The organism is Rickettsia endosymbiont of Halotydeus destructor (assembly GCF_049278075.1).
In the GTDB taxonomy this organism is placed as follows: Bacteria; Pseudomonadota; Alphaproteobacteria; order Rickettsiales; family Rickettsiaceae; genus Rickettsia.
On record NZ_JAPNPB010000004.1, the window covers coordinates 17,275 to 42,447 of the forward strand.

The following is a 25,173-nucleotide window of genomic DNA, read 5'->3' on the forward strand; positions in this document are numbered from 1 at the left end:
ATATAAATTAAATAGGAGAAAAATATATGGTTTATTGTACTAAATCTAATCAAACCTCGTATCCATTTGTTTTACCGAATTTACCTTACGCAAAAGATAGTTTTAAACCGCATTTTACGGCAGAGACTTTTGATTATCATCACGGTAAGCATCATCAAACATATGTTACAAATTTAAATAATTTATTAAAAGACAACATAGAATTACAAAAAATGGATTTAGAAGAGTTAATAGTTCATTCTTCCGGTAATTCAAATTATGCGGTTTTCAATAATGCAGCGCAAATATGGAATCATAGTTTTTTTTGGCATTCAATTAAACCTAACGGTGGCGGTAATCCGAGCGGTAAAATTTCAGAGCTAATCAATAAAGATTTTGGTAGTTTCGAAAATTTTTGTGAGCAATTTAAAACTGCAGCAATAGGGCAGTTTGGTAGTGGCTGGGCATGGCTTGTGCAGCATGATAATAAATTACAAATTATAAAAACTGCTAATGCCGAAACACCGATAGTTAATGGAATGAAACCTCTAATAGCTTGTGACGTTTGGGAGCATGCATATTATATTGATTATAGAAATAAACGCCCTGATTATGTGGATATTTTTATAAAATATATGATTAATTGGGAGTTTGCTGAACATAATTTAATAAAAATATAAATAGTCATGTCTAAAATCCAGGAAATGTGGGAGGCACAGGGAGCTCCAATCAAATATATGGCTTTTGGTGGCGGCGGAGCTAAAGGTACAGGATATTCAGGTGCTTATGCCGCTGTAAAAGAAGCAGGAATATTTGATGGTGTTAAAGCTGTTGCCGGATCTTCTGCCGGGGCTATAACTGCAGCGCTTGCTGCTACCGGTACCACTCCCAAAAAATTTGAGGAAATTTCTAAAAACACTAATTTACAATCATTACTTGGAAAAAAAGGGTTTTCTGCCGGACCGATTCAATTAAATAAGGACGGCAAACCATTATATGATTTGTTAGAAACTACTATAAAAGACAATATAGGAAATTTTTTGCAAAGATCGGATATTGTAAATGTAGCAGGTGATAAAGCGCTTGATGAGCTAAGAGAAAGATACAAAAACCAAGGGAAAATATATTTTAAAGATATAGCATTACTGCGGCAATATGACCCCATACAATATAAAGATCTAGTCATTACCGCAGTTCAACAAGATACCGGCAATTTAACCATTTTTAGTAGTTTTGAAACTCCGAATGTTGAAATTGCCTTAGCATGCCGAGCTTCTGCATCTATTCCTTTAGTTTTTGAACCTGTAGAAATTGACGGTCATTTATATGTTGACGGAGGTTATAGGGATAATATTCCAACAAAATATTTTAAAGATAACGAGCCGGATTTTGACGTAAAAGACGTGACTGATGATATGGAAGAAATTACCTTAACTAAAAAGCAGGGTAGAACACTTGCTATGGCTTTCGGTAGCGGTATGGAAGCTGAAGCAAATATTGCTATATATAGTACTAAAAAATTTACAAATCCAAGTGAAGCTGTAAAATTTTTAGTTGATGTGCTTTTTAAAGCAATGGCAAGGGTTGGAGGAAAATTTAAATATACAGAATCAGAGAAAGCAACTAGTGAAGAATTACGTGAAAATGCTTTAAATACAGTGGTTTTAGATACTAAAGGAGTAGGTACTCTAGACTTTAACGACGCACAAAAATATGCCGATTATTTACATATCAAAGGATATTGCCAAACTAGAGAGTATTTAGATAATCATCAATTAGGTAAGGAAGCTGATAAAACATTTGAGCATCAAAAATTTTTATTAAATGTCTATGAAACTTATAATAATAAAAATTTAAATAAGGCTTTCGGTACAAAGTTATTAGAGATGATAATTCCTGCGGGTGAGCAGAAACCTTCAAAATGGCAAGACGGTATTATTGAAAATCAAGTAGATAAAGCAAAAATGCTATTATCTTTTTGTAAACCTTCGGCGTTACCAGAACAGGAATTGCAATCAAAGCTTAGAGATTTTGTAATAACCGCCGGCGCTACACGTAACAATAAATTACCGGAGAATACAAAAGGTATTAAGGCGTTAATTCATGTCTTAAATGATCCCACAACTCCAGATAAAATAAAAGAAGATTTTATAAAATTACTTGCTGTTGATAAAAGTAAAGATATCAGATTTGAGCAAAGCAAATCTCCGCAAGAAAATATTTCTAAGTTTAAATTTACTAAAGAAGATGTGCGCTCATTTATTGCTATAAATACAAATAAAGCGTTTAAATTTCAAGGTAAAACTGATAGAAGAAGAGGGATAGGTTTATAAATTATTGTTATTACGGGTACGGTGTCATCTAATTGCTTGATCATATTATTTTTTAAAAAACCTTAATAAAAAACTGATGCCGTCAGGGTATGATACCAAAACGCTTTGTAAAGTAATACATCAGAATAACTATTTTGTTCTTTATATAACAACAATTCTTCAAACAGTCTACTAAATCAAATGCAAAGATTAGCTAAAGCAATTAGTAATGCCGGTATATGTTCACGGCGTGATGCTGAAGAATTAATCAGTGCCGGTAAAGTAAAAGTTGACGGTTCTATAATTATATCTCCTGCTACAAATGTTAATGACGATAATCAAATTGAGGTGTCGGGAAAGTTAATAAACCAGCAACAAATCGTGCGATTATGGATTTATTACAAGCCGGTAGGTTTAATTACTACTCATAAAGACCCATTAGCTCGAAAAACGGTATTTGAGGAGTTAATAGGTTTACCGCGAGTAATTTCAGTAGGGAGATTAGATTTAAACAGTGAAGGGTTATTATTACTTACTAATAGCGGTGATCTAGCAAGGCAATTTGAATTACCGGCAAGTAAAATAAATCGAGTGTATAAGGTAAGGGCGTATGGTAACCATGAATCTTTATTAAATAGTAATTACCGCAACATAAAAATTAACGGTATTTATTATAATCCGGAATCAATAAAGCTAATTCAGAACGGCACAACTAATTCATGGTTTGAAGTAGTTTTAACTGAAGGAAAAAATCGTGAAATTAGAAAAATATTTGAATATTTTGGTTTAAAAGTTAACCGTTTAATCCGTATTCAATATGGCGAATATATTTTAGACGATTTAAAAACCGGAGAATATAGAGAAGTTAATATATTAAATTTATTAACAAAAAAAATTATTGGTAAAGATACAATCGTACAAAATAAAAATCCTCAACAGAATTTTTTAAAAACAAGAAATGCAAAAATATTAACTAAAAGAATTGATAAGGAATAAACAAATCTTGGATAAGTTAAGGAAAAATAAGTGTTAAAAATTATAGCTGGTAAGTATAAAAATCGTTTAATCCCTACTCTAGAAAAAGCAAAATATAGACCATCTACCAGTAAATTTCGTGAAGCATTATTTAGTACTTTAAACTCAGGGGAATTCATTAACTATAAATTATTTGAAAATAACATCAATGTTTTAGACTTATTTTCCGGTAGTGGTAGCCTTGCCTTTGAAGCTTTATCAAGAGGCGCCGGAACAATTACCTTAATTGATGCAAATCTTGAATGTCTTAGAGTAGCGAAAGAATTCGCTAAAACTTTAGAAGAATTTGAAAAGTGTTATTTCGTTAATATAAATGCTTTAATTTTACCCAAAGCTAATAAAGTTTTTGATCTCGTTTTTATTGATCCGCCATATTACAATAATATAGTTCCTAAAGTAATGAAGGAACTCATAAAAAATAACTGGTTAAAAAGCGGTTCTGTTATTGTTATTGAAATGTCTAAAACCGATAATTATATTTTGGATAAAGAGGTAGAAATACTTAAAGATAAAGTATATGGCAAGAGTAGATTACTTGTTTTAAGATATGCTCCTATTACTCCTGTATAGGTAATAAAAATCCGTCATTGTGAAGTGATTCGAAGAATCGATGTGGCAATCTAGAAATAATAGGCATCCTGAATTTATTTCAGGATCTTTTTATTAGATGCTGAAACAAGTTCAGCGTGACAAGAGCTAGATTGCTTCGCTTCGCTCGCAATGACGAAGTTGTTATTATTTCTAGATTGCCGCATTCACTTGCAGCAATTATTATCTATGGGTTTCTTCCTTATTTTTATTAAGTATTTTAGAAGAAGTAGGAGTAATAGTAGGAGGTGTAATAGTGTCAGATGATTTAGAATTATTTAACTTGACCTTATTTTCTAAACTTAAGACTATGTTTTTTGCTTTAACCAACATAAATGACTCCGCACTTTTTTGAAATTCATTTTTTAAGTTATTTTTTAACTCTTCATTAAAAATTTCTTTAGGTAAATAACTTCCACCAGTACCAAGGCCGGCTAAAGTATATTTAGATTTAGATTTTAAGGTAGCTTCGATATTGTTAATTAAATCTTTTTGATTTTTGGGCTCTAAAAGATTATCTACATTATTGGGGTTTTCCTTACTATAATCAGAAACTACTTGTTTTAACATCTGACGAGTCATATAAAAATCCTCACCACGATTATCTCCTTTACTGAAAAGCTGAGATATAACCTGTTCACTTATTATATTTGCTACTAAATTAGCTTTAACATCTTGATTCTTTACTATATTTTCATATAAAGGGTTAAGTACTTGCAGCGGGGAATCTATATGGTTTGTGGCATGTTTATGTTGATTTACTTTGGGACTCGATACATCCCCAACCATATTAAGAGGAACTAAATTTAATTTTTCTGTAATATAATCTTTAAGCTCAGGATTCTCTTTACATAATATTTTTATTTGCTGACCAAATTCTTTTTTATCAGGTAAATCTCGCGTGCCTTCAGATTGTGCTTGCAGCCATACTTTATCTACTGCTTTATCAATTAATTTATCTTGCTGTGCTTTAATTAATGCCGAATCTAAAATAGGAGTAGTTTTATCAAGATTATAGGTATCATTAAGTAACGTTAAATTACTTGGTAATATTGCTCCTTCAAGATTAGTATCTTTAAGATTACAATCTTTAAGTGATGTTACATTACTTAAATCTACATTTTTTAATGATATTCCTGTAAAATCAATATTAGACAAATCACCTACTAATTTAGCCCCCTCTAAATTAACTTGGTTATTTTTTACTTTATCAATCATAGTTCTAAGAGCAACGCCGTCAATGGTTTGATCTTTAAAAGCAACTTCACTGCTAAATATATCAGTGACTTTTTGAGCTGCATAGTTAAGACCTGCATCAATTACTGCTTTTGTAAGACTTGGCACCTGACCTTCAAAATAATTTGTTTTTTGAGCTAAACTATATATATTCGTAGCAATACTGCGATAATCTCCCTTTTCAACTCCATCTATAATTTTTACTAATTCATCCGGATGATTTAACATAGAAGGAAGTATATTATATAATTCTTTTTTATTAAGTTTATTTATTCCAGGTACTTCTACTAAAGTTTTATCTAAAATATTAGCAAATATTTCTTTATTATTGTTTAGATACTCCTTAATTTCAGGGTTATCTTTAGTCAAAATTATCAATTCTTTTGCTACTGCGGTATAATCACCTTTAATAAAACCGCTAAAAACTTTTTGCAATGATTCCGGTTTATCAAGTAATATAGGCATCATACTAGTAAGTTTTGTAACATCTTTTGCTTCTAGCCCATAATTTGTAAGCTGCTCTTTAATAATTTTATTTCCTTTTTCATCCTGCTCTAAAACTCCCTTTATTAAATTATCAAATAAGCCATTTTTGCTTTGTTCTACTAATATGTCTTTTAGCTTAAATGAAGGATCATTCAGAGCAGCAATTAAGTCACTTGTTACGCTCATATAATCACCCTTATTCATATCTGTAATAATAGCTTGCGCGACATCCGGTTTTGACATAACTTCGCCTACTATACTCAGCATTTGCTTGTCAAAACCGTATTCTTTGGTCATATTTTGCAAATTAGGAGTATTTTCAATAACACCTAAAGCCATATTAGGTAAAAACTCCTTATTATTAGCAAAAAAATCTTTTAATTTTTCATCTTTAGTGATCATTTCTAAAGATTTCTGAACTGCTACCATCACCCCTTGATTTGGATTATTTAGAGTGTCAAAAATTTCCTTTGCTTCCGGAATTTTACTTAATAGCGTTGGAACAGTATCTAAAACTTTAGTATCAATTTTGTAGTTTTCAAAATATTCTTTTAAAGAAGGTGCCGCTTGTTTTTCAACTTCCGTTAAAAAAGCTTCTACTGCTATTTTCTGATCAGGGTTTAAATTGAATTTGCTTAGAGCAGCAGGGTTATTTATATTTTCAGCAAGCGTTTGTTTTAAAGTTGGGTTTTTATCAAATATTTTTATAATCGTTGGATAAAGATTTTTATTTTCAGGTTTTTGTAATATATCATCAAAAGTTCTAATATAATCATCTGCAAGTATGGTATTAGCTCCGACTTTAATATAATTCTTAATACCATCACCTTTTGCACTAAAAAATTTCTGAAAATTTTTATCAGTATTTAGCATTTCTAATGTTTTAGAAGTGACTTTCGACCAATCAGGTATTTCCTTTCTTGTTTCAATAGCAATTTCCTGAAGGTTTTTAAGGGTTTCTTCGTTATTAAAACTATTTTTTAATATTTCCAATCCTTTCTGATCTAAAAAGTTACCGTCCTGAAATTCTTTAAAACCAGCTTTTGCTAATATCTGACCGATTTTCGGTAAATCATCGGCATGTTTTTTTAAAAATTCCCATATTTCAGATTTTTCGAGAAGTGATTGTTGAAATTCTTGATCAAGATATGTATCAGAAGATTTTGCAAGTTTATAAATATTCCAGGTATTTACCGGATTACTCAATATAAATTTTGCTCCTTTTAGCATGGTTTTAAAGCTTATGGAAAAGCTCTCTTTCTTTGGAGAAGCAAGATCCCTAATTAAGCTACTAACTACCTTATCAGTTTTAGAAGAAGATAAAGTTCTTTTTATAGCTTTTCTGAAATTTTCTTGTAATTTATTATTTTTAATAGTGCGCGTGGTTGCCATAACATACATACATTTATTCAAATATAAAATACCTTAAGCTATTTTTTAAATAAAAGAAATAAATTTTTAGAAATTACCGAGATATTTCAGTTTGGGTATTTGGATAAATATAGAAGCTTCATTCCTAATCGTTTGATACAAGTAAATTTTTTAGAATTTTTATACATATTATAATTACGTTTCTAATAAATGAAGAGTAGAAAAAAAGTAGAAAATATGATAATAAGAAGAAATAAAATATAGCATCATAATATGAGCAAGGAAAAAAAGCATTATATATGTTCAAATTGCGGGAATATTAGCCTTAAATGGTCAGGCCAGTGTTTTGATTGCGGGGTGTGGGGAACGATTGTCGAAGAAATAATAAATACCAATAAAGCCTCTGTTAAAATAGGAAATAAGCAAAATATAGAAAAACTTTCAAATGCAGCGACCGAGCAACTACGTATCCCAACTCCTATCCAGGAATTAAATAGAGTGCTTGGCGGCGGGCTTGTTCTTGGTTCGGCTGTTTTACTTGGCGGTGACCCGGGAATCGGTAAGTCCACACTGTTACTACAACTGGTAGCTAGTGCATTTCCTATATACTCAAATGATTTGGATAATTGGAACGTAAAACAAGAGGTGAGCACGCAGAGTTTAGACTTACTAAATGAGCATGCGAATCCTTCGCAGTTTTACGGAGCCAATTCTTCAAAGCAGAAGAGTATGAATATCAACTGCTTATACATTACAGGTGAGGAGTCTCTTGATCAGATAAAACTCCGAGCTTTAAGGTTAGAACTTGGAAATAAAGACACAAATATTTTAGCTGCAACTAATTTAGAAGATATCATTTCTACTATTGAATCAAATAAAGAGAATATTGACCTGGTAGTTATTGACTCTATCCAAACCATCTCAACAAAAGAATTATCCTCTCCGCCGGGTACTGTTTCTCAAATTCGTGCTTGCGCTCATGAGTTAGTTAATTATGCCAAACAAAATAATATTATTCTTTTACTTAGCTGTCACGTAACAAAAGACGGGCAGTTAGCAGGACCTAAAATATTAGAGCATTTAGTAGATACGGTATTATATTTTGAAGGAGATCATAATAACCATTTTCGTATTTTGCGTTCTTATAAAAATCGTTTTGGTGGGGTAGGGGAGATTGGGGTTTTTGAGATGAGTAGCACAGGTTTGATAGAAGTATCCAATCCTTCAGAATTATTTTTAATGAAACGTGATAAAAACGTAACCGGCATCGCAATTTTTGCAGGTCTTGAAGGATCAAGACCACTACTTATGGAAGTTCAAGCGTTAATTGTGCCGTCAAATATGGTTACTCCCAGACGCTCCGCAGTCGGGTGGGATTTAAATCGGTTATCGATGATACTTGCAGTGCTTAGTAGCAGGATAGGGCTTAACTTGGCTTCCCATGAAGTATATTTAAGTGTTGCAGGAGGACTTAAAATTACCGAACCGGCTTCAGACTTAGCAGTAGCAGCCGCATTAATTTCAGCTGCAACGAATATAGCAGTACCTGAACAAAGCGTATTTTTTGGAGAAATAGGTTTATCGGGAGAAATAAGAAAAACATCTCAGGCAAATGCCAGAATAAAAGAAGCAGTTAAGTTAGGATTTAATAGAATTATCTGCTCTAAGTTAGAAAATTTGCAATATGATTTTATTTCTTCTGTTACTCATTTAAGGGAGTTAAAAGAAATAATAAAATAATGTATACTATGGTTATTACAAATCCAGAAAAATATTTATTCTGTCATTGCGAGGTGATTCGCCACGCCATGGCAATCTAAAGCTCTCACCGTCATTGCGAGCGAAGCAAAACAATCTATTTTTTAGATTGCCGTGTCGAGACTATGTCTCTCCTCGCAATGACGGTGTTTTTGTAAAGAAGTTATTATGAATACTAAGCAGCCATTAGTTTATGAAATAGAAAATCTAGAGGATGCTAGAGATTTTTTATTATCTTGTGATACTCCGGTTGTATTAGCAAATACGCCCGGTACTACTAAATATTATGGGATGTTAGTAATTGACTATATGTTTAAAAAATTAACTGAGGAATTTTCGGAGAAAATTGTGAAAATTATTGTAAATGTTGAGGATAACCACCCGGCATTATTTACAGCAATTAAGCTTAACTATAAAGATATAATATATACCGGCAATTCAGCTGAAGCAATAAAAATATATGAACTTCAAAGACATAGGAATAGTAATTGCTAAAAAGCCTTTAAAAGAAAATTCTTTTATTCTTACGGTTTTTACCAAAAACCATGGGTTATATTCAGGTTTTACTAAAGAATCATCTAAAAAAACTAAAGCTATTTATCAAGAAGGAAATATTATAGATTTTTTTTGGCAAGCAAGATTACATGAGCATATCGGCATAGCAAGAGGCGAACTTATTAAAGCTTATAGCGGTCTGATATTAAGTAATAAATCTAAACTTTACGCTTTCAACTCCGTTATTTCGTTAATTAAACTTGCTTTTCATGAGCGAGAAAGCCATCCTAATTTTTTTACTTTTTTATTAGAATATTTAAGTAAATTAACTAAAGATTTTTGTTTTAATAATTATATTAATTTTGAGTTAGCAATGCTAGCCGAAGCAGGTTATGAATTAGCTCTTGATAGATGCGCCGTTAGCGAAGTAGCAAGCAATTTAAGTTATGTATCTCCTAAATCAGGGCGAGCATTATGTGAAAAAATAGGCTTACCTTATCACGATAAGCTATTGATTTTACCAAAATTTTTAACTTCGAATGCAAAAAATATTACTAAAGAAATTACTTTAGCAGAAAAAAAACAAGCTTTAACTTTAACGACTTATTTTTTTAGTAGGTATTTTTTCTATAATAACCAGCAACCTTATGCAAGACAGGCTTTTATTGAGTATATACTAGATAACACGGGAAGCTAGAGTAAGGATAATGGGTTGCTTGAGTAATATTTTTGATTCATTCCCGTGAAAAAGAGACGTTGTTGCCTGGCCCTTAAAAAGCGGTTAGTGTCATTCCTGCGAAAGCAGGAATCCAGCCTTTTCTACCTTCGTCATTGCAAGGAGGCATTTATGCGACGCAGCAATCTAATAAAATTTAAGAGCGATTGCCGCGTCGCTACGCTCCTCGCAATGACAAGTATAAGTATTTTTTGGATTCCCGCTTTCGCGGGAATGACACCAAGGGCTTCGAACCATACAATAACGCCAACGTCATTGGAGTATAGATACTAAATTAATAACTTAAATCAATGAAAATTTTAGCGTTTGATACGACAAATAATACTGCATCCGTAGCACTTTCCGAAAACGAAAATATTTTAGCCTATCAAGAAGAACTTGCATCTTCTAAACAAGCAGAAGCTATATTACCTATGATAGAGAAGGTGCTTGAAAGCGCAAAATGTAAATATGAGGATATTGATTATTTAGCAGTAACTAACGGACCAGGGAGTTTTACCGGTATTAGAATCGGTTTATCGGTTGCTAAAGCTATTTTATTTAGTACAAAAATCAAAGGGTTAGCGGTAAGTAATTTTGAATTTACATATTTTAGAGCAATAGAACAAGTTAAAAATTATAATAAAATTTATGTATTCTTAAATGCTTATAGGGGGCAGTTATATAGCCAAGTTTTTGATAAAACCGGTGCAGATAGCAAACCGGTACTTATAGATTATGAGCATGCTATTAAATTATTAACAGAAGACAGCGGTAATATAGCCTGTGCTGGCAGCGGTGTAGAATTTATTTATCCACAAATCAAGCATTTACCGAATTTAGTAATCCTTCCACGCTTTGCCAGAGTTAAAGCGTTTATTATTTGTAGATATGTTACTGATAGGCTAAATAGGGAACAATATATAAATAATTCTATAGAGCCTCTTTATATCCGCCCGCCTGATGCTAAAGTTTCTAAAAATCATTCAAACAATTTTCAATAATTTCGCCTCCGGCTTTCATTTCATCATTGTTTTTTAGGTCATTAAAAATTTTAATATCCCCATCTGTGTCAATCATTTTAGATAATCCTTCTAATCCTTGACGATCAGTATCAGGCTTTTCAAAAAACTTCATAAAATATTTTATTATAGACATAGGGCTTGAGTCTTTTTTTACATTCTCATCCCAGATTTTATTAAAAATTTTATTATAATTTTTACCAATTATTTGGTTTAATTTTTCTAATCCTTCTTGATAAGTACTGAATTTTGCATATATGTGATGCGCAAGATATTTTATTGTATTATAACTATCTAATTCAAGTAATTTTTTAAAAACATTACTTTTACTATCGTTAATTTGCTCTTTATTATAAAATATTTTTACTAAATCTGAAATAGTTTTTTCATCTAGTTTTTCACTCTTGATAACTAATAATTCTAATGTATTCTTCATTTTATTAGTAAGCGAATCTCCTATACTTTTACTTTCATTTTCTTCACGATGCTTTTTAAAAATATTATAATTTTCAGTCATTTTGATGGTGTATTGAACAAGAAGCTTTATATTATAAGAATTGTTTAAATTTATTAATTTATAATATTTTTCATATATCTCATATGCTTTTTTTTCATATATTGTTAAATCAAATCCTTTTATTTTGGAGATCAATAACTTAAAAGACTCATAATAATCAGTATCTTTAATAACATTTTCTAAATCCATTTTTTCTATTGTTGAAGTTTTTAAAAACTTATCTAGTAATTTTAAATGTTGCCCTTTTATAAGTTTACCAAGAATGACTTTATTATTATAATTTGTATTATCTATCCATATCTTTAATATATTTTCTTGTAATTGGTACTCATTTTTTAAACCTAAGACATACTCAAGGTAGTAATCTTCTTTTATATTATTAGTACTTGGAAATAAATTAATAAATATTTTGTGATTTTTATTATCCTGTTTTAAATGTTTTAAGATACATTCTTCATAAGGTTTGTTCTGTAATACTTCAGGAAATCGCGTTATTATATTTGAAGCTAATGATTTAATAAAAGATTTAGCTTCAGTATTTTTTAAATTATCTATTAAAGCTTCTTTCTGAATTTCATAACTTTCGTTTTTTTATAGGTATAGTAAAGGGGAGGAGCAGAAGCAACTACATTATCTTGTGACATAAATTTTTCTTTTTAATTTTTAAATATTTTAAACTAAATAATTCTAATTTATAAAATTTATTAGAATTGAATAAATAAATGTCAATATAAAGAAAGTTAAAAAGAAAGCAATCTAAAAGATTAACAAAACTTAACCTTTTTGATAATGAATTTTATAATATTGTAATAAAATTTTGAAAAAATGAGTGTAATATTTCTGAAATAAAATTCAAAAATTTTTTTAGATAATTACAATATCAATTTAAGGTAACAATAAATAAACTATTTGCTAAGCTCTTCATTGTTTTTAATAATTGTTGAGGGTAATTTACTATGAATTTAGATTATAAAACGTTCTATCATTTAAAATTACTTGATCTTAGGTTGTGTAAACCTCAAGAAATTATTCTAACAACGGTGAAAATCTAAAAAAATATTTAAATAATAATAAAAAATTATCATCGCGCCCTGCTGTAAGCACTCTGGAAATTAAGGTTATTTCAATGTAATAAGGAATTAATTAAAATACTAAACAAGTTTAGTATAGGACTATATTTATAATTAATTGTCACCTCGAGACTATCTCACTGCGCAAATTGTAAATATCCATGTAACAATACTTTATGGACATGAAATAAAAAAATTTGAGTCATAACGACATTATTATAAAAACAAACTCAATCACCCATATTTAATTTTAGCTTGTGCGGCAGCGATCCTGGCGATAGGTATGCGATAAGGTGAGCAGGATATATAATCTAATTTCATTTTGTGGAAAAAATCTATAGATGCAGGATTGCCCGCATGCTCTCCGCAAGCACCTAACTTTAAACTAGCTTTACTAGCCTTGCCGCGTTTTATAGATATCTCTATTAGTTCCCCGACTCCTTCTTCGTCTAAAGTAGTGAAAGGATCAAAATCAAAAATCTTTTCTTCTAGATAATAAGGGAAAAAGGAAGCTACGTCATCCCGAGAAATGCCATAAGTGGTTTGAGTTAAATCATTAGTACCGAAACTAAAATAATCTACTTCTTTGGCTATTTTATTGCTATTTAAAGCAGCTCTAGGTAATTCAATCATAGTGCCGAGTATAAAAGAAAATTTATGTTTATAACGATTTTCTAATTCATTCACTATTTCGGATATATGAGACTTTAATTTTTTTATTTCATTAACATTGCTTATTAAAGGAATCATTAATTCTAAAATGCAATCTATATTTTCTTGCCGATGTAATTCATAAATAGCAGTCAAAATCGCTTCTATTTGCATTTGATAGATCTCTGGTGCGGAGATACCTAAACGGCATCCACGATGCCCAAGCATAGGATTTACTTCATGCATTGCATATAAACGTTGATGAATTAAAGATAGAGGTAAATTTAAATTATCTGCTAAATCTTGTTTATCGACCTCAGTTGTCGGTAAAAACTCATGCAAGGGCGGATCGAGCAACCTAATATTTATCGGCTTACCTTGCATAATACGAAATAATGATTTAAAATCTTCAATTTGCAAAGGTAATAGTTTATTTATTGCGTGTTTTCTTCTTTCTATGTCCGGAGCAATAATCATCTCCCTAACTAATGGAATTTTATTCTTATCAAAAAACATATGTTCCGTACGACATAATCCTATCCCCTGAGCACCGAATCTTAAAGATACTACTGCATCCGTGACCGTTTCAGCATTTGCTCGAACTTTCAGATGACTTATTTCATCTGCCCAGGTTAAAATTAATTCCGATTCTTCAGTAAAAACTGGCTGGATTAACGGTACTTTACCTAGAAAAACTTTACCGGTTCCACCGTCTATGGTTATTGTTTCCCCTTGTTTAATAGTTATATTTCCGGCTTTCAATAATTGATTTTTTTCATCTATTATTAAATTATTCGTACCGCAAACACAGGGTTTTCCCATCCCTCTTGCAACTACTGCTGCATGGGAAGTCATGCCGCCCCTAACGGTTAAAACTCCGCTTGAAACATGCATACCATTGATGTCTTCGGGGCTGGTATCATGACGTACTAAAATTACTTTATGATGATGAGACAGTTTTTCAGCGTCATAAGGAGAGAAAACGACAATACCTGTTGCAGCTCCTGGAGATGCAGGTAGGCCTTCGGTTATAGAAATAGGGTTTTGGCTATAATCAATTCTTGTATGTAATAGTTGATTTAGTGATTCCGGATCGATTCGCATTACGGCTTGTTCTTTGGAAATCAAGCCTTCTTGCATCATTTGAACGGCAATTTTAATGCTTGCAAGGGCCGTTCTTTTTGCATTGCGAGTTTGCAAAATATATAGCTTATTATTTTCTATAGTAAATTCTATATCTTGCATATCAAGATAATGTAATTCAAGTTTTTTACATATCTCTTCTAATTCTGCAAAAATCTCCGGCATGACTGTTTGCATTGAAGGAGCAGAATTTGTACCGTTTGAAATAATAGGGAAGGGTGTACGTATACCTGATACAATATCTTCCCCTTGAGCATTTATTAAAAATTCGCCGAAAATTCCTTTTTTACCGGTAGAAGGAGAGCGAGTAAATGCTACACCGGTAGCAGAATTATCCCCTAAATTACCGAAAACCATCGATTGGATATTAATAGCGGTACCAAACGTCTCGCTAATATTATGAATTTTTCTGTATATGACCGCTCTATTACTCATCCACGATTGTAAAACAGCCTTAATTGCTGATTCTAATTGTTGGTAAGGGTCGCTAACCAATTGATTTTTATGCTTTATAATTATTTTTTTGAAATCTTCTACTGTTTTTTCTAAAATTTCTATCGTTACGTCATTGTCTCTATAAATATTGGCTTGAATTTTATGTGCCTCATATACTTGCTCAAACAAATCATTTGGCATAAATAAAACGGTCGAGCCGTACATTTCCAAAAAGCGTTTATAACTATCAAGGGCAAAGCGTTTATCATTACTAGAAATAGCTAGTGCTTCGCAAACTTCATCATTTATACCGAGGTTAAGGATAGTATCCATCATACCTGGCATAGAAACGGTTGAACCTGAACGTACCGATAATAGTAAAGGATTTTTACTATCGCCAAAAATTTTACCAGTAGTTATTTCAAGTTTTTTAATAGCGTCTTTTAAATCAGTACTAAAATTTTTAGGAAAAGTATGGTTATGTTTATAAAAATAACTACAAAGATCGGTAGTAATAGTAAACCCGTCAGGGATAGGGAGGTTTAAATTAGACATCTCCGCAAGTCCTGCGCCTTTATTACCGAGTATATTTTTCATATCGGCGTTGCCTTCGCTGCCTTTGCTACCGAAATAGTAAATTAATTTTTTCATATATAAGATAAAATGAATTTTGTAAGTATAAACAGTATAGCAAAAAGCATTAAGGTATAGACATTAAATTTCAGAGCGAGTTTGCGCAGCGTACACTTAGTACGTGAGCACAAGCGAGCCTTACAAAATTTAGTGTATAGACCTTAATGGTTGAAGCTATAACTTATAATATAGTATGAGGGTAATAGTCGCAATAATAAATTTTTTTATTATTGACTAACAAAGGAAAATTAACCATAATTAACACGGTCGTGCAGTTGCGTGTTTATTCTTCAGAATTTCACGAGGAAAGTCCGGACTCTATAGAGATATGGCGCTGGATAACGCCCAGCGAGGTAGAACACCTAAGGGATAGTGCCGCAGAAAATATACCGCCGATTTTTCGGTAAGGGTGAAAAGGTGCGGTAAGAGCGCACCGGTAGGTTGGTAACAGGCTACGCATGGAAAACCCCGCCAGGAGCAAAATCAAATAGGCGTTACAGAACTTATCAAGTTCCCGGGCATCTCTAACCGGTTGTAACGCGGGTGGATTGCTTGAGGTAAATGGTAACATTTACCCTAGATAAATAACTGCAATGGATGAAATAGCTTAACCGCTCTATAATCCATACAGAATCCGGCTTATAGACCATATGTACGGTGGTGTCATACCGTGGCTTGACCACGGTATCCAGAAAAAATCTTAACAAAAAGATAAAGATTGGATACCGTGGTCAAGCCACGGTATGACACTGCACTTTTTGCTATATATTCCCTATCAAATGAAAAGTAAGATGCCGACTAAGACTGAACAGTCATGAAATAATGAAAAAATTATATCACTATCCTATCTGCCCTTTATCAAGACAAGCAAGAATATTTTTAAAAGAACTGGACATCCAGTTTACAATGATTAAAGAAGAATACTGGCAGTTTAATAAAGAATTTTTAAAAATAAACCCTGCAAGTAATTTACCTGTTTTAGAAGAATCTTATGGGTTATTTATAAGCGGAATTTATCCTTTTATTGAATATCTTCATGAGAAATATCCAAATTTTAATTTTTTAGATGAAGATGTAAATATACGCTCGGAAACTCGGCGATTATTTTTTTGGTTTAACGATAAATTTTATCGTGAAGTAACAAAAATTATTATTGATGAAAAAGTGATTAGATCGATCTCAAAAATGAGTAGCCCAAGAACGGAATTTTTAAGGGCTGCTAAAAATAACTTAAATCATCATTTGGAATATATAACAAGGCTATTTGAACAAAGAAGCTTTATTGCCTCAGATTCTTTAAGCGCCGCAGATATTGCTGCTGCCTGCCATTTATCGGTTCTTGATTATTTCGGTGAAATTTATTGGGAAAAATGGCCTCATATTAAACACTGGTATTCGTTAATAAAATCAAGACCGTCTTTTAGGTTGTTATTACAGGATAGAATTCCCGGTTTTTCTCCTCCCCAGTGCTACGCAGACTTAGATTTTTAAGTATACTCAAACATTTCATTGCGAGCGAATATGGGCGTTATTGCATGGATCGATTTTTTAGTTGTCATTGCGAGGAGATTCATAGAATCGACGTGGCAATCTAGGCTCTGTGAACAAAATTTAAATTAATCTATTTTAGTTCTTTTTTGCTGCAAATTATAAGATTTTTTTGAAATATGAATAACTATTCCTACAAAAATCTTATTAATTTTCGCTAAAAAATATCTTAAAATATAAATAACTTAAATTTTGTTCACAGAACCTAAAAAAAAGTATTTAGATTGCTTTGCTTCGCTCACAATGACGGAGGTAGATAAAGTCTGGATCCCCGTTTTCACAGGGATGACATCGAGAGCTTTTTAAAAATTGTCAGTGCTATAAGCCGCTGTTGCTATCCTCATTAATTATTCCTAAAACCTCGGTGTTATGGGTAACAGTAATATCTGGTCCACTAAATGTTACTTGACCAGATATAAATTCTTCCTGAAAAGTAACCAGTCGCTGTAGATCATTGTTGCCCCCAATCCGGGCAGCAAGATTTTCAATATCTTTCATAACAGAAGCATCATTAATAATAAAATTACCATTTGCATCTTTTCCTACCTCTCCTTTGGATACGAGACGATATAATTCATTTAATTCGGCCTGTGTATCTGCTTTTAATTGAGCTTGTTTATTATTAGTATATTATATTTGCTCGAGATTGTAACATATAATTTTCCTTATATTAATTTAATGTAAGCGAAAATATAAACAATAATATTTAAAAAGTCAATAAAATTAATTAATTTTTTAATAATTAATTAATAACTCATATTTTTTAAGATATCTATTAATTGTAGCTGTTATTTTCTCTAAACCATTCTCACTGATTGATTCAGCTCTTGCTATGATTGCTGGTTCGGTATTTGAGCTTCGCAGCAACCACCAACCTTGTTCGGTATTTACTCGTACACCGTCTATATCGTTAAACTCTACTCCTTCTTTTAATAGCTGTTCTTTTATTTCGGCAATTATTTTAAATTTCATTGTATCGGAAACAGCAATTTTAATCTCCGGCGTACTATACGATTTCGGTAAGTTTTCTATAAACTCGTCTAACGACTTATTTGAGCGAGATAATAAATCAAGGAAACGTAAAGCTGCATAAACTGCGTCATCGTAACCATAATATTTATCGGCAAAAAATATATGTCCGCTCATTTCTCCGGCAAGTAAAGCGTTTGTTTCCTGCATTTTGCTTTTTATAAAAGGATGACCCGTACGCCATATTAAAGGTTGCCCGCCATATGATTTAATTTGATCGATCACTAATTGACTTGCTTTAACGTCAAGTATAATTGTTGCTTTTGGATATTCTTTTAAAATATCTTCTGCAAATAAACATATAATTTGATCACCGAATAATATTTGCCCCTTGCTACTAACAATACCTAATCTATCTCCGTCACCGTCAAAAGCTATACCGATATCACAATTTTCTTGCGTAACAATTTCTATTAATTGCTTGAGGTTTGAAGGTTTAGTAGGATCGGGGTGATGGCTTGGAAAATTTCCGTCAATTGTACTATTTATAACTATATTATTATTTGGTAGTCGCTTTTTCAAAGCTTCCGTAATATCTCCTGCTGCTCCATTTCCCGGATCCCAGGCTACTTTTAATTTAGGATTAATAGATATATTATCTAAAATTCGATCGAGATATTTAGATTTTATGTTATTGTTATATTCTATGCTATTACCACTGTCATTCCTGCGAAAGCAGGAATCCAGTTTATTATTTATTGTTTTCTGGATTCCTGCCTTCGCAGGAATGACATAGGGGGATGCAGGCGTGACAGTGGGGGAGGCAGGAGTGACATAAGAGGAGGTAGGAATAACATTGAAGCTGCTATCCAAAATCCTTATTAGTAAATCCTGTATTTGAGAGCCAAAAAACGATTTACTTCCTACGACCATCTTAAAGCCGTTATCATCCTTAGGATTGTGAGACCCCGTAATCATAATACTTGCTGCCGGTGATAGTTTTTTATCAGCAAAATATAGCAGCGGCGTTGGTACGACTCCTATAGAAATTACAGATGCCCCTCCGTCTATTAATCCTTTAACCAGGGAATTATAAAGGGTAGGGGAGGTAAGCCTACCGTCACGGCCGACGCAAATCTTGTTATTACTATTGCTTATGGTAATTTCGGCAAAACAAAAACCGATTTTATAAGCTACGATTTCAGTTATATCTGTAGAGCCGTTGCCTCTTATATCATAAGCTCTAAAAATTTCTTTATTAATGGGCATTGGTTTTTTAAAAATATATTTGATTGTTTTTTATTAAGAATCGTTGCGAGGAGGGACATAGTCCCGACGTGGCAATCTAGAACTCTACCCGTCATTGCGAGCAGAGTGAAGCAATCTAATCATAAGATTGCCACGTCGCCTAGCGGCTCCTCGCAATGACGGTTGTTGTATGACAGTGACATAATAATACTTTGCAAGAACAACATCCTATGCCTCATAAACCTTAGTAGCAATTTCTGCAAGTTCTTTTTCTACCTTGGGTAAATTGGCCCTTTTTGCCATTGATATATAAACATCTAAAGTTTCTTTAGCAATTCTTCTTTGTTTTTCGATTGGTTTTATATTAGTAATAGTTCTCATATTATGTAAACGATCTATAACCTTAATAGTACAGGCTTTACGTTCTATGTCAGGGAAGTTATTGATTTTATAAAAAGTTTCTTCTTTGGATAACTGATGCCCCGTAGTTAATTTAGTTACAATATCAACTATTTCGGCTATTTTTTTATTAAAAAGCAATTCAATTTGTTTCAAAGAAGAAGAAGTATCTTCAACTACATCATGTAAAATAGCGGCAATAATAGTATCAGTATCAAAAAGATAATCTGAAACCATTGAAGCAACTTCCATAGGATGGGAATAGTAAGGTTCTCCAGAATGTCTTTTTTGCTCGCCGTGAGATTTTTTTGCAAAATAAATCGCTTTTTCAATTTCAATAAGATCTATTTTACTTTTTGCAATTTCATTTTTTTTGGTAAGTTTGTTAAATAGTTCTTTAGCATAATAATTATCTGCTTCACTTTCCTCTTTCATACTAACTCTATCATAAACTAAAATTATTTCCGAGATATACTTTTTTTACCTCGTTGCTACTAGCTATTTCTTTTGAAGTGCCTTCTAATAGTACTTTGCCGTCAAAAATAACGTAAGCTCTATCCACGATATCTAAAGTATCACGTACGTTATGATCGGTAATTAAAATACCAATATTAAATTCACGTAAATAAGTAATTAGATTTTTTATATCTGCAATAGCTATGGGATCAATACCAGCAAGTGGCTCATCCAACATAATAAATTTAGGATTGATAGCTAAAGTTCTAGCAATTTCAAGCCTACGCCTTTCACCGCCTGATAATCCTACTGCAGGGAAATTTTTCAAATGAAAAATGGAAAATTTCTTTAATAAATCATCTGTTTTTTGCTCAATTATTTCTTGATCATTTTCAGAGATTTCTAATATCGCTTTAATATTATCTTTGACCGATAACCCACGAAAAATTGAAGGTTCCTGAAGAAGATAAGCAATTCCAAGTCTCGCTCTTAAATATATAGGTAAATTAGTAATATTTTTATTATTTAGTAATAATTGTCCCTTGTCAGGTTTCATTAATCCAATAATAATACTGAAACATGTGGTTTTCCCTGCGCCGTTTGGACCAAATAACCCTACTACTTCACCTTTATTTAACTTAAGAGAAATATCGCTTAATATAATCCTTTTTTTATAGGATTTTGATATATTTCTAATTTCTAATTTATCCATTAATTTATAAAATATTCTTATTTTTGGCTACGGGGATTTCATATCGATATAATAAACAAATTTATCGGTTTTTAAAATACTATCCTTATATTGTAGTATTACGTTGCCTAGCAAAATAAGTTGTTTATTATCTAAAAAATATTTAGCTGAGTCAGCAATTAATAATTCATCATGCTTTGTTTTTTTTATCGTTAATTTCGTTGGAATAATAATATACTTAACAGTTTTTTCATTCCCTTCTATATTAAAAACAATTTCTAATGTTTTTGTTTTTAATATTGCATCTTCAAAATATACTATTACATTTCCTATATATTTTATTTTTTGTTTTATTCTATCTATAATTAAACTATCAGATTCTATATATACAGCGTCATCTCGATCGCTTGATCCAAGCAATATATTACGCTGCGCAGCCTCTTTCTTCAATTCATTTTGCCTGAAGCTTTTTGAATTTAGCTGTAGGTTAGAATGCAGAGCTTCAGCTTTTTTTTTCTTTGCAGCCACTTCTGTATTAAAATTTGTTAAATCAATAACAGTAGAAACATTTCCATTAAAAATTATAAGGTTATTATCGTTTTGAGTACTAAAGTTATTTGAGGTAACCTTAGAATTTTTATAAGATAATGTGACGTAAGAGTTACTTATTATATTTTTTCTAGCTAAATCAATTTGTGCCTCATTAGTATTAAATAATATATCTTCTAAAAAAACATTTACATCATTTTGTAAGTCTAAAATATTTGATTCTTCATTTAAAAAACCGTTTTTTGCGTCAATAATAAGTAAGCTATTTTCATTTAATTTATACAATACGTTTATTTTATCTAATTTGTATTTATTATTTGAATCTTTTATAGCTTGCTCCGCTTTAATTGTATATGAATTTAAGTTTTTATTCAGCCCTTCAAAAATTGAATCTTTTAATATAATTTTATATTCTACATCATGATTAACCTTAGGGGAAGAGGAGAGGGGAGTATTTTTACTTTCATGTTTTTCAATAACATTAGAGGTATTTTTTATTAATATATATCCAATATACAAAACTCCTATTATACATAGAAAAGAAAAAACCTTTAAGAAAGCATTTTTTATTTTATAAGATAACATATTGATTTATATATATGAGGGTTGTGAGGTATTATCGCGTGTTGATGCCCACGACGTTACTATAAGTTTATTTTCAAATTATCGGACTTTTTAATTGCTGTTTTTGGTAAGCCTTAACTAACTCCATTTCTTAGTAAATCATGAATATGAATAATACCCTTTACCTTATTGTTAAAAACTACCGACATGTTAGTGATTTTCTGCTCTTTCATTAAATTTAATGCTTCTTTGGCAAAGATTAACGGTGAAACATAAGTAGGATGTTTAGTCATTATATCTGCAGCAAATTTTGCTTTTACGCTATCATTAATATGACGACGCAAATCACCATCCGTTATCATTCCTATTAAGTGTAAGTCTTTATCGACTACTAAAGCACACCCTAAGCATTTTTCATTCATTATAATTATGGCATCGGTAAAAGGCGTATCTTCATATACTAAAGGTATTTGCTCATTAACACGCATTAGATCAGCAATTTGAGTTAGATTTGCACCAATCTTGCCGCCCGGATGATATACTCGAAAATCATCTTGTGTGAAGCCTCGCTCTTCATGTACTGCAGTTATTAAAGCATCACCGAGTGATAGCATTATTAAAGAAGAAATAGTCGGTGCATCAATTAACGAAGCTTCTGCATATTTCGGCACTATTAATAAAAAATCACTTTTTTGTGCTAAATTAGAGTTAATATTCATGGTCATTGCCGCAATTTTTACTGAAAAATTTTGACAATATGCAATTATATCATCTAATTCTTTAGTTTCACCAGAATTGGATAGCATAATAACTAAATCATCAGTAGTTATCATACCTAAATCTCCATGACTTGCTTCTGCAGGATGAAGATAAAAAGCCGGCATACCGGTAGAGGAAAAGCTAGCAGCTATTTTCCTAGCAATATAACCGCTTTTACCTATACCGGTTAGAATTATTCTACCTTTAAAATGCAAAAGATAATCTATGATTTTATCAAAATCATCCGGTATATTATCGGATAATTTTTGCAACGCACTAGCTTCAGCAGAAATAACTCTTTTAGCAATAGCCGAATAACTATTATTAATGTTTTTAGTCATAGTTATATTCAAAACATGCCTTCTTTAAAAGTTCTATAATCTATATTATGGAAAATAAAATTATATCTAAAGCAAAAAGGTTATTATAAGCGACCTTCGACCTATGACGAATCTACTTATATACCTCTGCTCTAAAACCTTACTTCTCCCTTATATTTTTAGAAGATTGACTTAAGGTTTTTATACTTCTGCCGGGTTCTTCATTAATTTTACCTTTAGCCTCTGCTAAAAAATTTCTTATTTTTATATCATCTTTAACATTAACCTTATCTGTAACAACTTCTCTCCGTGATTTTTCTATACCTGAATCATCCATATTCAGTGGCTTTAGCTCTGTTTTTTCTGATGAAACTCTGGTAGCTGCAGTTTCACCTTTTAAAGTACCTTCAAATACTGCTGATCTTCTTTTATTTTGTTGTTCACTTAACTTATCTATTACACCTAAACGCTCTTCTTTAGATAAAGCTTTATTGTTAACTAATTTTTTTTCAATAAAATCTTTCTTTTCATCAAAAGTATTTTGCTTATTATATTCATCAATTATTTGTTGTGATGAATTTTTTAAGCTTATGATAGGAGCTGAACTAGAGAGAGTATTTCTTATGGCCTGCACTTTTTCATGTATTTGATTGCGTACTTGGCTAGGCGGTGGAGGTAAATCATCATCTTGCCACAAACTTTCTAAAATAAAAGGTTTTTTAGTAGGCGGAACTGAACTAGTAGATTTTTCCGGTTCTTGCTTAGGAGCTTCAGGCGATTCATCAGCAAACGGCAATTCTGAAAAAAGTTTTGCTTTAGCTTCCTTTTCTCCTTGTTCTTTATAAATTGCAGATCCTTTTAATTCATTCATCACACTTTCATGCGTGATAGGTTTACTCTCTCCTGCTTGCCCTAAAGTTATAGGCTTGGGAGGTAGAGGGGGTACCTGGTTAGTAGAAATAGGAGCAGCAGTAGGTGCAGCCTCTTCTCCCTGTCCTGAAGCCTTAGGTCTAGGAGGCAGAGGCGGCGGACTAGCAGGCGTTACTGCAGGCTCTACTTTATTATGCTGCACTCCGGAAATTTCATTCTCCTTCTTCGCCCCGATATGATAATCTTTAGATATTTCCACTATTTGAGATAAATCAACACTCTGCCCTTTATTTAAGGCAACTTCCTGTATCATTTCTTTATATTTGCCGCGTGTTACTGGCATCGTATAAATTTTTCCGCTATGTTCAACATATCCTATAGCATCTTCACCTGGCCCATTAAATTTTATTGGCATCGGTGAGCTTATCTCTTTAAGTAATGGTTTTCCTCCTGGCCCTTCTTCGTAATGAGCGGTAAAGTAAATTGCCTGATCCACGGGCGGTCTATTACCGTTTGCGTCTAATGCTCCCATCGATAAATGCATTGAACCTTTAGAATTATCATCAAATTTAGTAGGAAAATCTATTGTACGATAAGATTTAATCGTTATAGGGTTATTACTTCCATCTAAAACAGTTATAGGTTTAATTGCATGCGTTGTTTCAATTAAAGTACAAATTTCGCCACCAACGTCATTTGTAATTTTTTGAGATTGAGTAGTGGTCTTATTATTATTTTCTCCTTTAGGTCCATCCCATTCTATTATTTTAAAGTTATCCTTAAAATCTAAATGGATCTTTTGGTAGCCTTTTAGTTCAATTTCTTCAAGTTGTTTTTTAATTTTTTCATTTTTTAAAGCTTCATCAATTAGTTTTTTTTGCTCTGCATTTAAAGTACGTAAAAATTCTCTAAATTTTTCATCATTCTCTAATTGTTGCGCTAACTCAGGATTTTTATCGACCATCCCCAATCGCAATATTTTTCTTTGCTCTTCAAGGATTTGTTCTCTGATAGCTTTAGTAATAGGGTCAACGGCTTCTTCGCTACTTATAGAAGAAGATAAGGTAGAAATTTCTGGAGAAATTATTTCTTTACGAGAGGAAGCATTAACAATAATAGTATCTTGACTAACACCTAAAGAAGGCGGAGCTTTTTGGTTCAAAAATTCTTGTTCTTCTTTTTTAAGCGCTTCGTTATCAAGTATTTTGTTTGTAAGAGGATCAAATTCTTGTAATATCTCACTATTTGATACTATTGTTTCCTGCGGTTTTAAATTAGGACTCTTTTTACGATTATTATCACTTACTGTTGATTTTGTCATTTTTCCTCCTGGTTTTATTTCTTTCCCCGGTTT

18 protein-coding genes, 1 other RNA gene and 2 pseudogenes are annotated in these 25,173 nt (G+C 31.8%); 10 read left to right on the forward strand and 11 right to left on the reverse strand.

Annotated elements, in window-relative coordinates; translation table 11 throughout:
* Positions 1-26: 26 nt before the first annotated feature.
* From OTR29_RS04775 to rsmD, 4 genes and pseudogenes are all read left to right on the forward strand, one after another.
* The gene (locus OTR29_RS04775) at positions 27-659 is read left to right on the forward strand and encodes a superoxide dismutase (RefSeq protein WP_422229566.1); all 633 of its coding nucleotides are present in this window, start codon (positions 27-29) and stop codon (positions 657-659) included.
* Positions 660-665: 6 nt separating this feature from the next.
* Positions 666-2,312, forward strand: a complete 1,647-nt coding sequence (locus OTR29_RS04780) for a patatin-like phospholipase family protein (RefSeq protein ID WP_422229568.1) — start codon at positions 666-668, stop codon at positions 2,310-2,312.
* 180 nt (positions 2,313-2,492) lie between these two features.
* Positions 2,493-3,191, forward strand: a pseudogene (locus OTR29_RS04785) (pseudouridine synthase); the annotation flags it as partial.
* Between the two features lie 126 nt (positions 3,192-3,317).
* Positions 3,318-3,896 carry a 16S rRNA (guanine(966)-N(2))-methyltransferase RsmD gene (gene rsmD / locus OTR29_RS04790; protein WP_422229570.1) on the forward strand — a complete coding sequence of 193 codons (579 nt, stop codon included), beginning with the start codon at positions 3,318-3,320 and terminating at the stop codon, positions 3,894-3,896.
* Between the two features lie 201 nt (positions 3,897-4,097).
* Here the strand turns inward: rsmD and OTR29_RS04795 are convergent, their stop codons facing one another.
* Entirely contained in the window at positions 4,098-7,028 is a 2,931-nt protein-coding gene (locus tag OTR29_RS04795) for a pentapeptide repeat-containing protein (RefSeq protein WP_422229681.1), read from the reverse strand.
* A 252-nt stretch (positions 7,029-7,280) separates the two neighbouring features.
* Between OTR29_RS04795 and radA the strand changes: the two genes are divergently transcribed.
* From radA to tsaB, 4 genes are all read left to right on the forward strand, one after another.
* On the forward strand, positions 7,281-8,747 hold the full coding sequence (gene radA, locus OTR29_RS04800) for a DNA repair protein RadA (protein ID WP_422229572.1): 1,467 nt from the start codon (positions 7,281-7,283) through the stop codon (positions 8,745-8,747).
* Positions 8,748-8,933: 186 nt separating this feature from the next.
* The gene (locus tag OTR29_RS04805) at positions 8,934-9,260 is read left to right on the forward strand and encodes a hypothetical protein (RefSeq protein WP_422229573.1); all 327 of its coding nucleotides are present in this window, start codon (positions 8,934-8,936) and stop codon (positions 9,258-9,260) included.
* A complete protein-coding gene (gene recO, locus OTR29_RS04810) occupies positions 9,226-9,957 on the forward strand; it encodes a DNA repair protein RecO (protein ID WP_422229575.1) in 732 nt (243 codons plus the stop codon). The genes OTR29_RS04805 and recO overlap by 35 nt, the downstream gene beginning before the upstream one ends.
* 329 nt (positions 9,958-10,286) lie before the next feature.
* Positions 10,287-10,979, forward strand: a complete 693-nt coding sequence (tsaB, locus tag OTR29_RS04815; RefSeq protein WP_422229577.1) for a tRNA (adenosine(37)-N6)-threonylcarbamoyltransferase complex dimerization subunit type 1 TsaB — start codon at positions 10,287-10,289, stop codon at positions 10,977-10,979.
* On the opposite strand, the gene OTR29_RS04820 is transcribed toward tsaB, so the two are convergent.
* Positions 10,951-11,703: a hypothetical protein gene (locus OTR29_RS04820; protein ID WP_422229579.1), complete on the reverse strand. Its 753-nt coding sequence runs from the start codon at positions 11,701-11,703 to the stop codon at positions 10,951-10,953. The two genes, tsaB and OTR29_RS04820, sit on opposite strands and share 29 nt — an antisense overlap.
* 1,115 nt (positions 11,704-12,818) lie before the next feature.
* Positions 12,819-15,464 carry a pyruvate, phosphate dikinase gene (gene ppdK, locus OTR29_RS04825; protein WP_422229581.1) on the reverse strand — a complete coding sequence of 882 codons (2,646 nt, stop codon included), beginning with the start codon at positions 15,462-15,464 and terminating at the stop codon, positions 12,819-12,821.
* Between the two features lie 241 nt (positions 15,465-15,705).
* On the opposite strand from ppdK, the gene rnpB reads away from it, so the two are divergent.
* Together rnpB and OTR29_RS04835 are read left to right on the forward strand one after the other, a co-directional pair.
* An RNA gene (rnpB, locus tag OTR29_RS04830) (RNase P RNA component class A) lies at positions 15,706-16,104 on the forward strand.
* 164 nt (positions 16,105-16,268) lie between these two features.
* Positions 16,269-16,937, forward strand: coding sequence for a glutathione S-transferase family protein (locus OTR29_RS04835; protein WP_422229582.1), 669 nt, complete (start codon positions 16,269-16,271; stop codon positions 16,935-16,937).
* 375 nt (positions 16,938-17,312) lie between these two features.
* Here OTR29_RS04835 and OTR29_RS04840 read toward each other — a convergent pair whose 3' ends face one another.
* From OTR29_RS04840 to OTR29_RS04875, 8 genes and pseudogenes are all read right to left on the reverse strand, one after another.
* A complete protein-coding gene (locus OTR29_RS04840) occupies positions 17,313-17,492 on the reverse strand; it encodes a hypothetical protein (protein ID WP_422229584.1) in 180 nt (59 codons plus the stop codon).
* Positions 17,493-17,729: 237 nt separating this feature from the next.
* Positions 17,730-19,232: a phosphomannomutase/phosphoglucomutase gene (locus OTR29_RS04845; protein ID WP_422229586.1), complete on the reverse strand. Its 1,503-nt coding sequence runs from the start codon at positions 19,230-19,232 to the stop codon at positions 17,730-17,732.
* A gap of 207 nt (positions 19,233-19,439) precedes the next feature.
* Positions 19,440-20,045 (reverse strand): HD domain-containing protein, encoded by a 606-nt coding sequence (locus OTR29_RS04850; RefSeq protein ID WP_422229587.1) that lies wholly within the window; start codon positions 20,043-20,045, stop codon positions 19,440-19,442.
* A gap of 10 nt (positions 20,046-20,055) precedes the next feature.
* Positions 20,056-20,778: an LPS export ABC transporter ATP-binding protein gene (lptB, locus tag OTR29_RS04855; protein WP_422229589.1), complete on the reverse strand. Its 723-nt coding sequence runs from the start codon at positions 20,776-20,778 to the stop codon at positions 20,056-20,058.
* A gap of 27 nt (positions 20,779-20,805) precedes the next feature.
* Positions 20,806-21,207 (reverse strand): LptA/OstA family protein, encoded by a 402-nt coding sequence (locus OTR29_RS04860; RefSeq protein WP_479685394.1) that lies wholly within the window; start codon positions 21,205-21,207, stop codon positions 20,806-20,808.
* Between the two features lie 87 nt (positions 21,208-21,294).
* Positions 21,295-21,891: pseudogene (lptC, locus tag OTR29_RS04865) on the reverse strand (LPS export ABC transporter periplasmic protein LptC); the annotation flags it as partial.
* Positions 21,892-22,004: 113 nt separating this feature from the next.
* A complete protein-coding gene (locus OTR29_RS04870) occupies positions 22,005-22,970 on the reverse strand; it encodes a KpsF/GutQ family sugar-phosphate isomerase (RefSeq protein WP_422229591.1) in 966 nt (321 codons plus the stop codon).
* A 139-nt stretch (positions 22,971-23,109) separates the two neighbouring features.
* Entirely contained in the window at positions 23,110-25,140 is a 2,031-nt protein-coding gene (locus OTR29_RS04875; protein ID WP_422229592.1) for a Sca4 family spreading effector, read from the reverse strand.
* Positions 25,141-25,173: the final 33 nt, after the last annotated feature.

Excerpts from the sequence above, each read along its gene's own strand:
- OTR29_RS04775 (WP_422229566.1), top strand. The coding sequence starts at position 27 with ATGGTTTATTGTACTAAATCTAATCAAACCTCGTATCCATTTGTTTTA.
- OTR29_RS04780 (WP_422229568.1), top strand. The coding sequence starts at position 666 with ATGTCTAAAATCCAGGAAATGTGGGAGGCACAGGGAGCTCCAATCAAA.
- OTR29_RS04795 (WP_422229681.1), bottom strand. The coding sequence starts at position 7,028 with ATGGCAACCACGCGCACTATTAAAAATAATAAATTACAAGAAAATTTC.
- radA (WP_422229572.1), top strand. The coding sequence starts at position 7,281 with ATGAGCAAGGAAAAAAAGCATTATATATGTTCAAATTGCGGGAATATT.
- OTR29_RS04805 (WP_422229573.1), top strand. The coding sequence starts at position 8,934 with ATGAATACTAAGCAGCCATTAGTTTATGAAATAGAAAATCTAGAGGAT.
- recO (WP_422229575.1), top strand. The coding sequence starts at position 9,226 with ATGAACTTCAAAGACATAGGAATAGTAATTGCTAAAAAGCCTTTAAAA.
- tsaB (WP_422229577.1), top strand. The coding sequence starts at position 10,287 with ATGAAAATTTTAGCGTTTGATACGACAAATAATACTGCATCCGTAGCA.
- OTR29_RS04820 (WP_422229579.1), bottom strand. The coding sequence starts at position 11,703 with ATGGATTTAGAAAATGTTATTAAAGATACTGATTATTATGAGTCTTTT.
- ppdK (WP_422229581.1), bottom strand. The coding sequence starts at position 15,464 with ATGAAAAAATTAATTTACTATTTCGGTAGCAAAGGCAGCGAAGGCAAC.
- OTR29_RS04835 (WP_422229582.1), top strand. The coding sequence starts at position 16,269 with ATGAAAAAATTATATCACTATCCTATCTGCCCTTTATCAAGACAAGCA.
- OTR29_RS04840 (WP_422229584.1), bottom strand. The coding sequence starts at position 17,492 with ATGAAAGATATTGAAAATCTTGCTGCCCGGATTGGGGGCAACAATGAT.
- OTR29_RS04845 (WP_422229586.1), bottom strand. The coding sequence starts at position 19,232 with ATGCCCATTAATAAAGAAATTTTTAGAGCTTATGATATAAGAGGCAAC.
- OTR29_RS04850 (WP_422229587.1), bottom strand. The coding sequence starts at position 20,045 with ATGAAAGAGGAAAGTGAAGCAGATAATTATTATGCTAAAGAACTATTT.
- lptB (WP_422229589.1), bottom strand. The coding sequence starts at position 20,778 with ATGGATAAATTAGAAATTAGAAATATATCAAAATCCTATAAAAAAAGG.
- OTR29_RS04870 (WP_422229591.1), bottom strand. The coding sequence starts at position 22,970 with ATGACTAAAAACATTAATAATAGTTATTCGGCTATTGCTAAAAGAGTT.
- OTR29_RS04875 (WP_422229592.1), bottom strand. The coding sequence starts at position 25,140 with ATGACAAAATCAACAGTAAGTGATAATAATCGTAAAAAGAGTCCTAAT.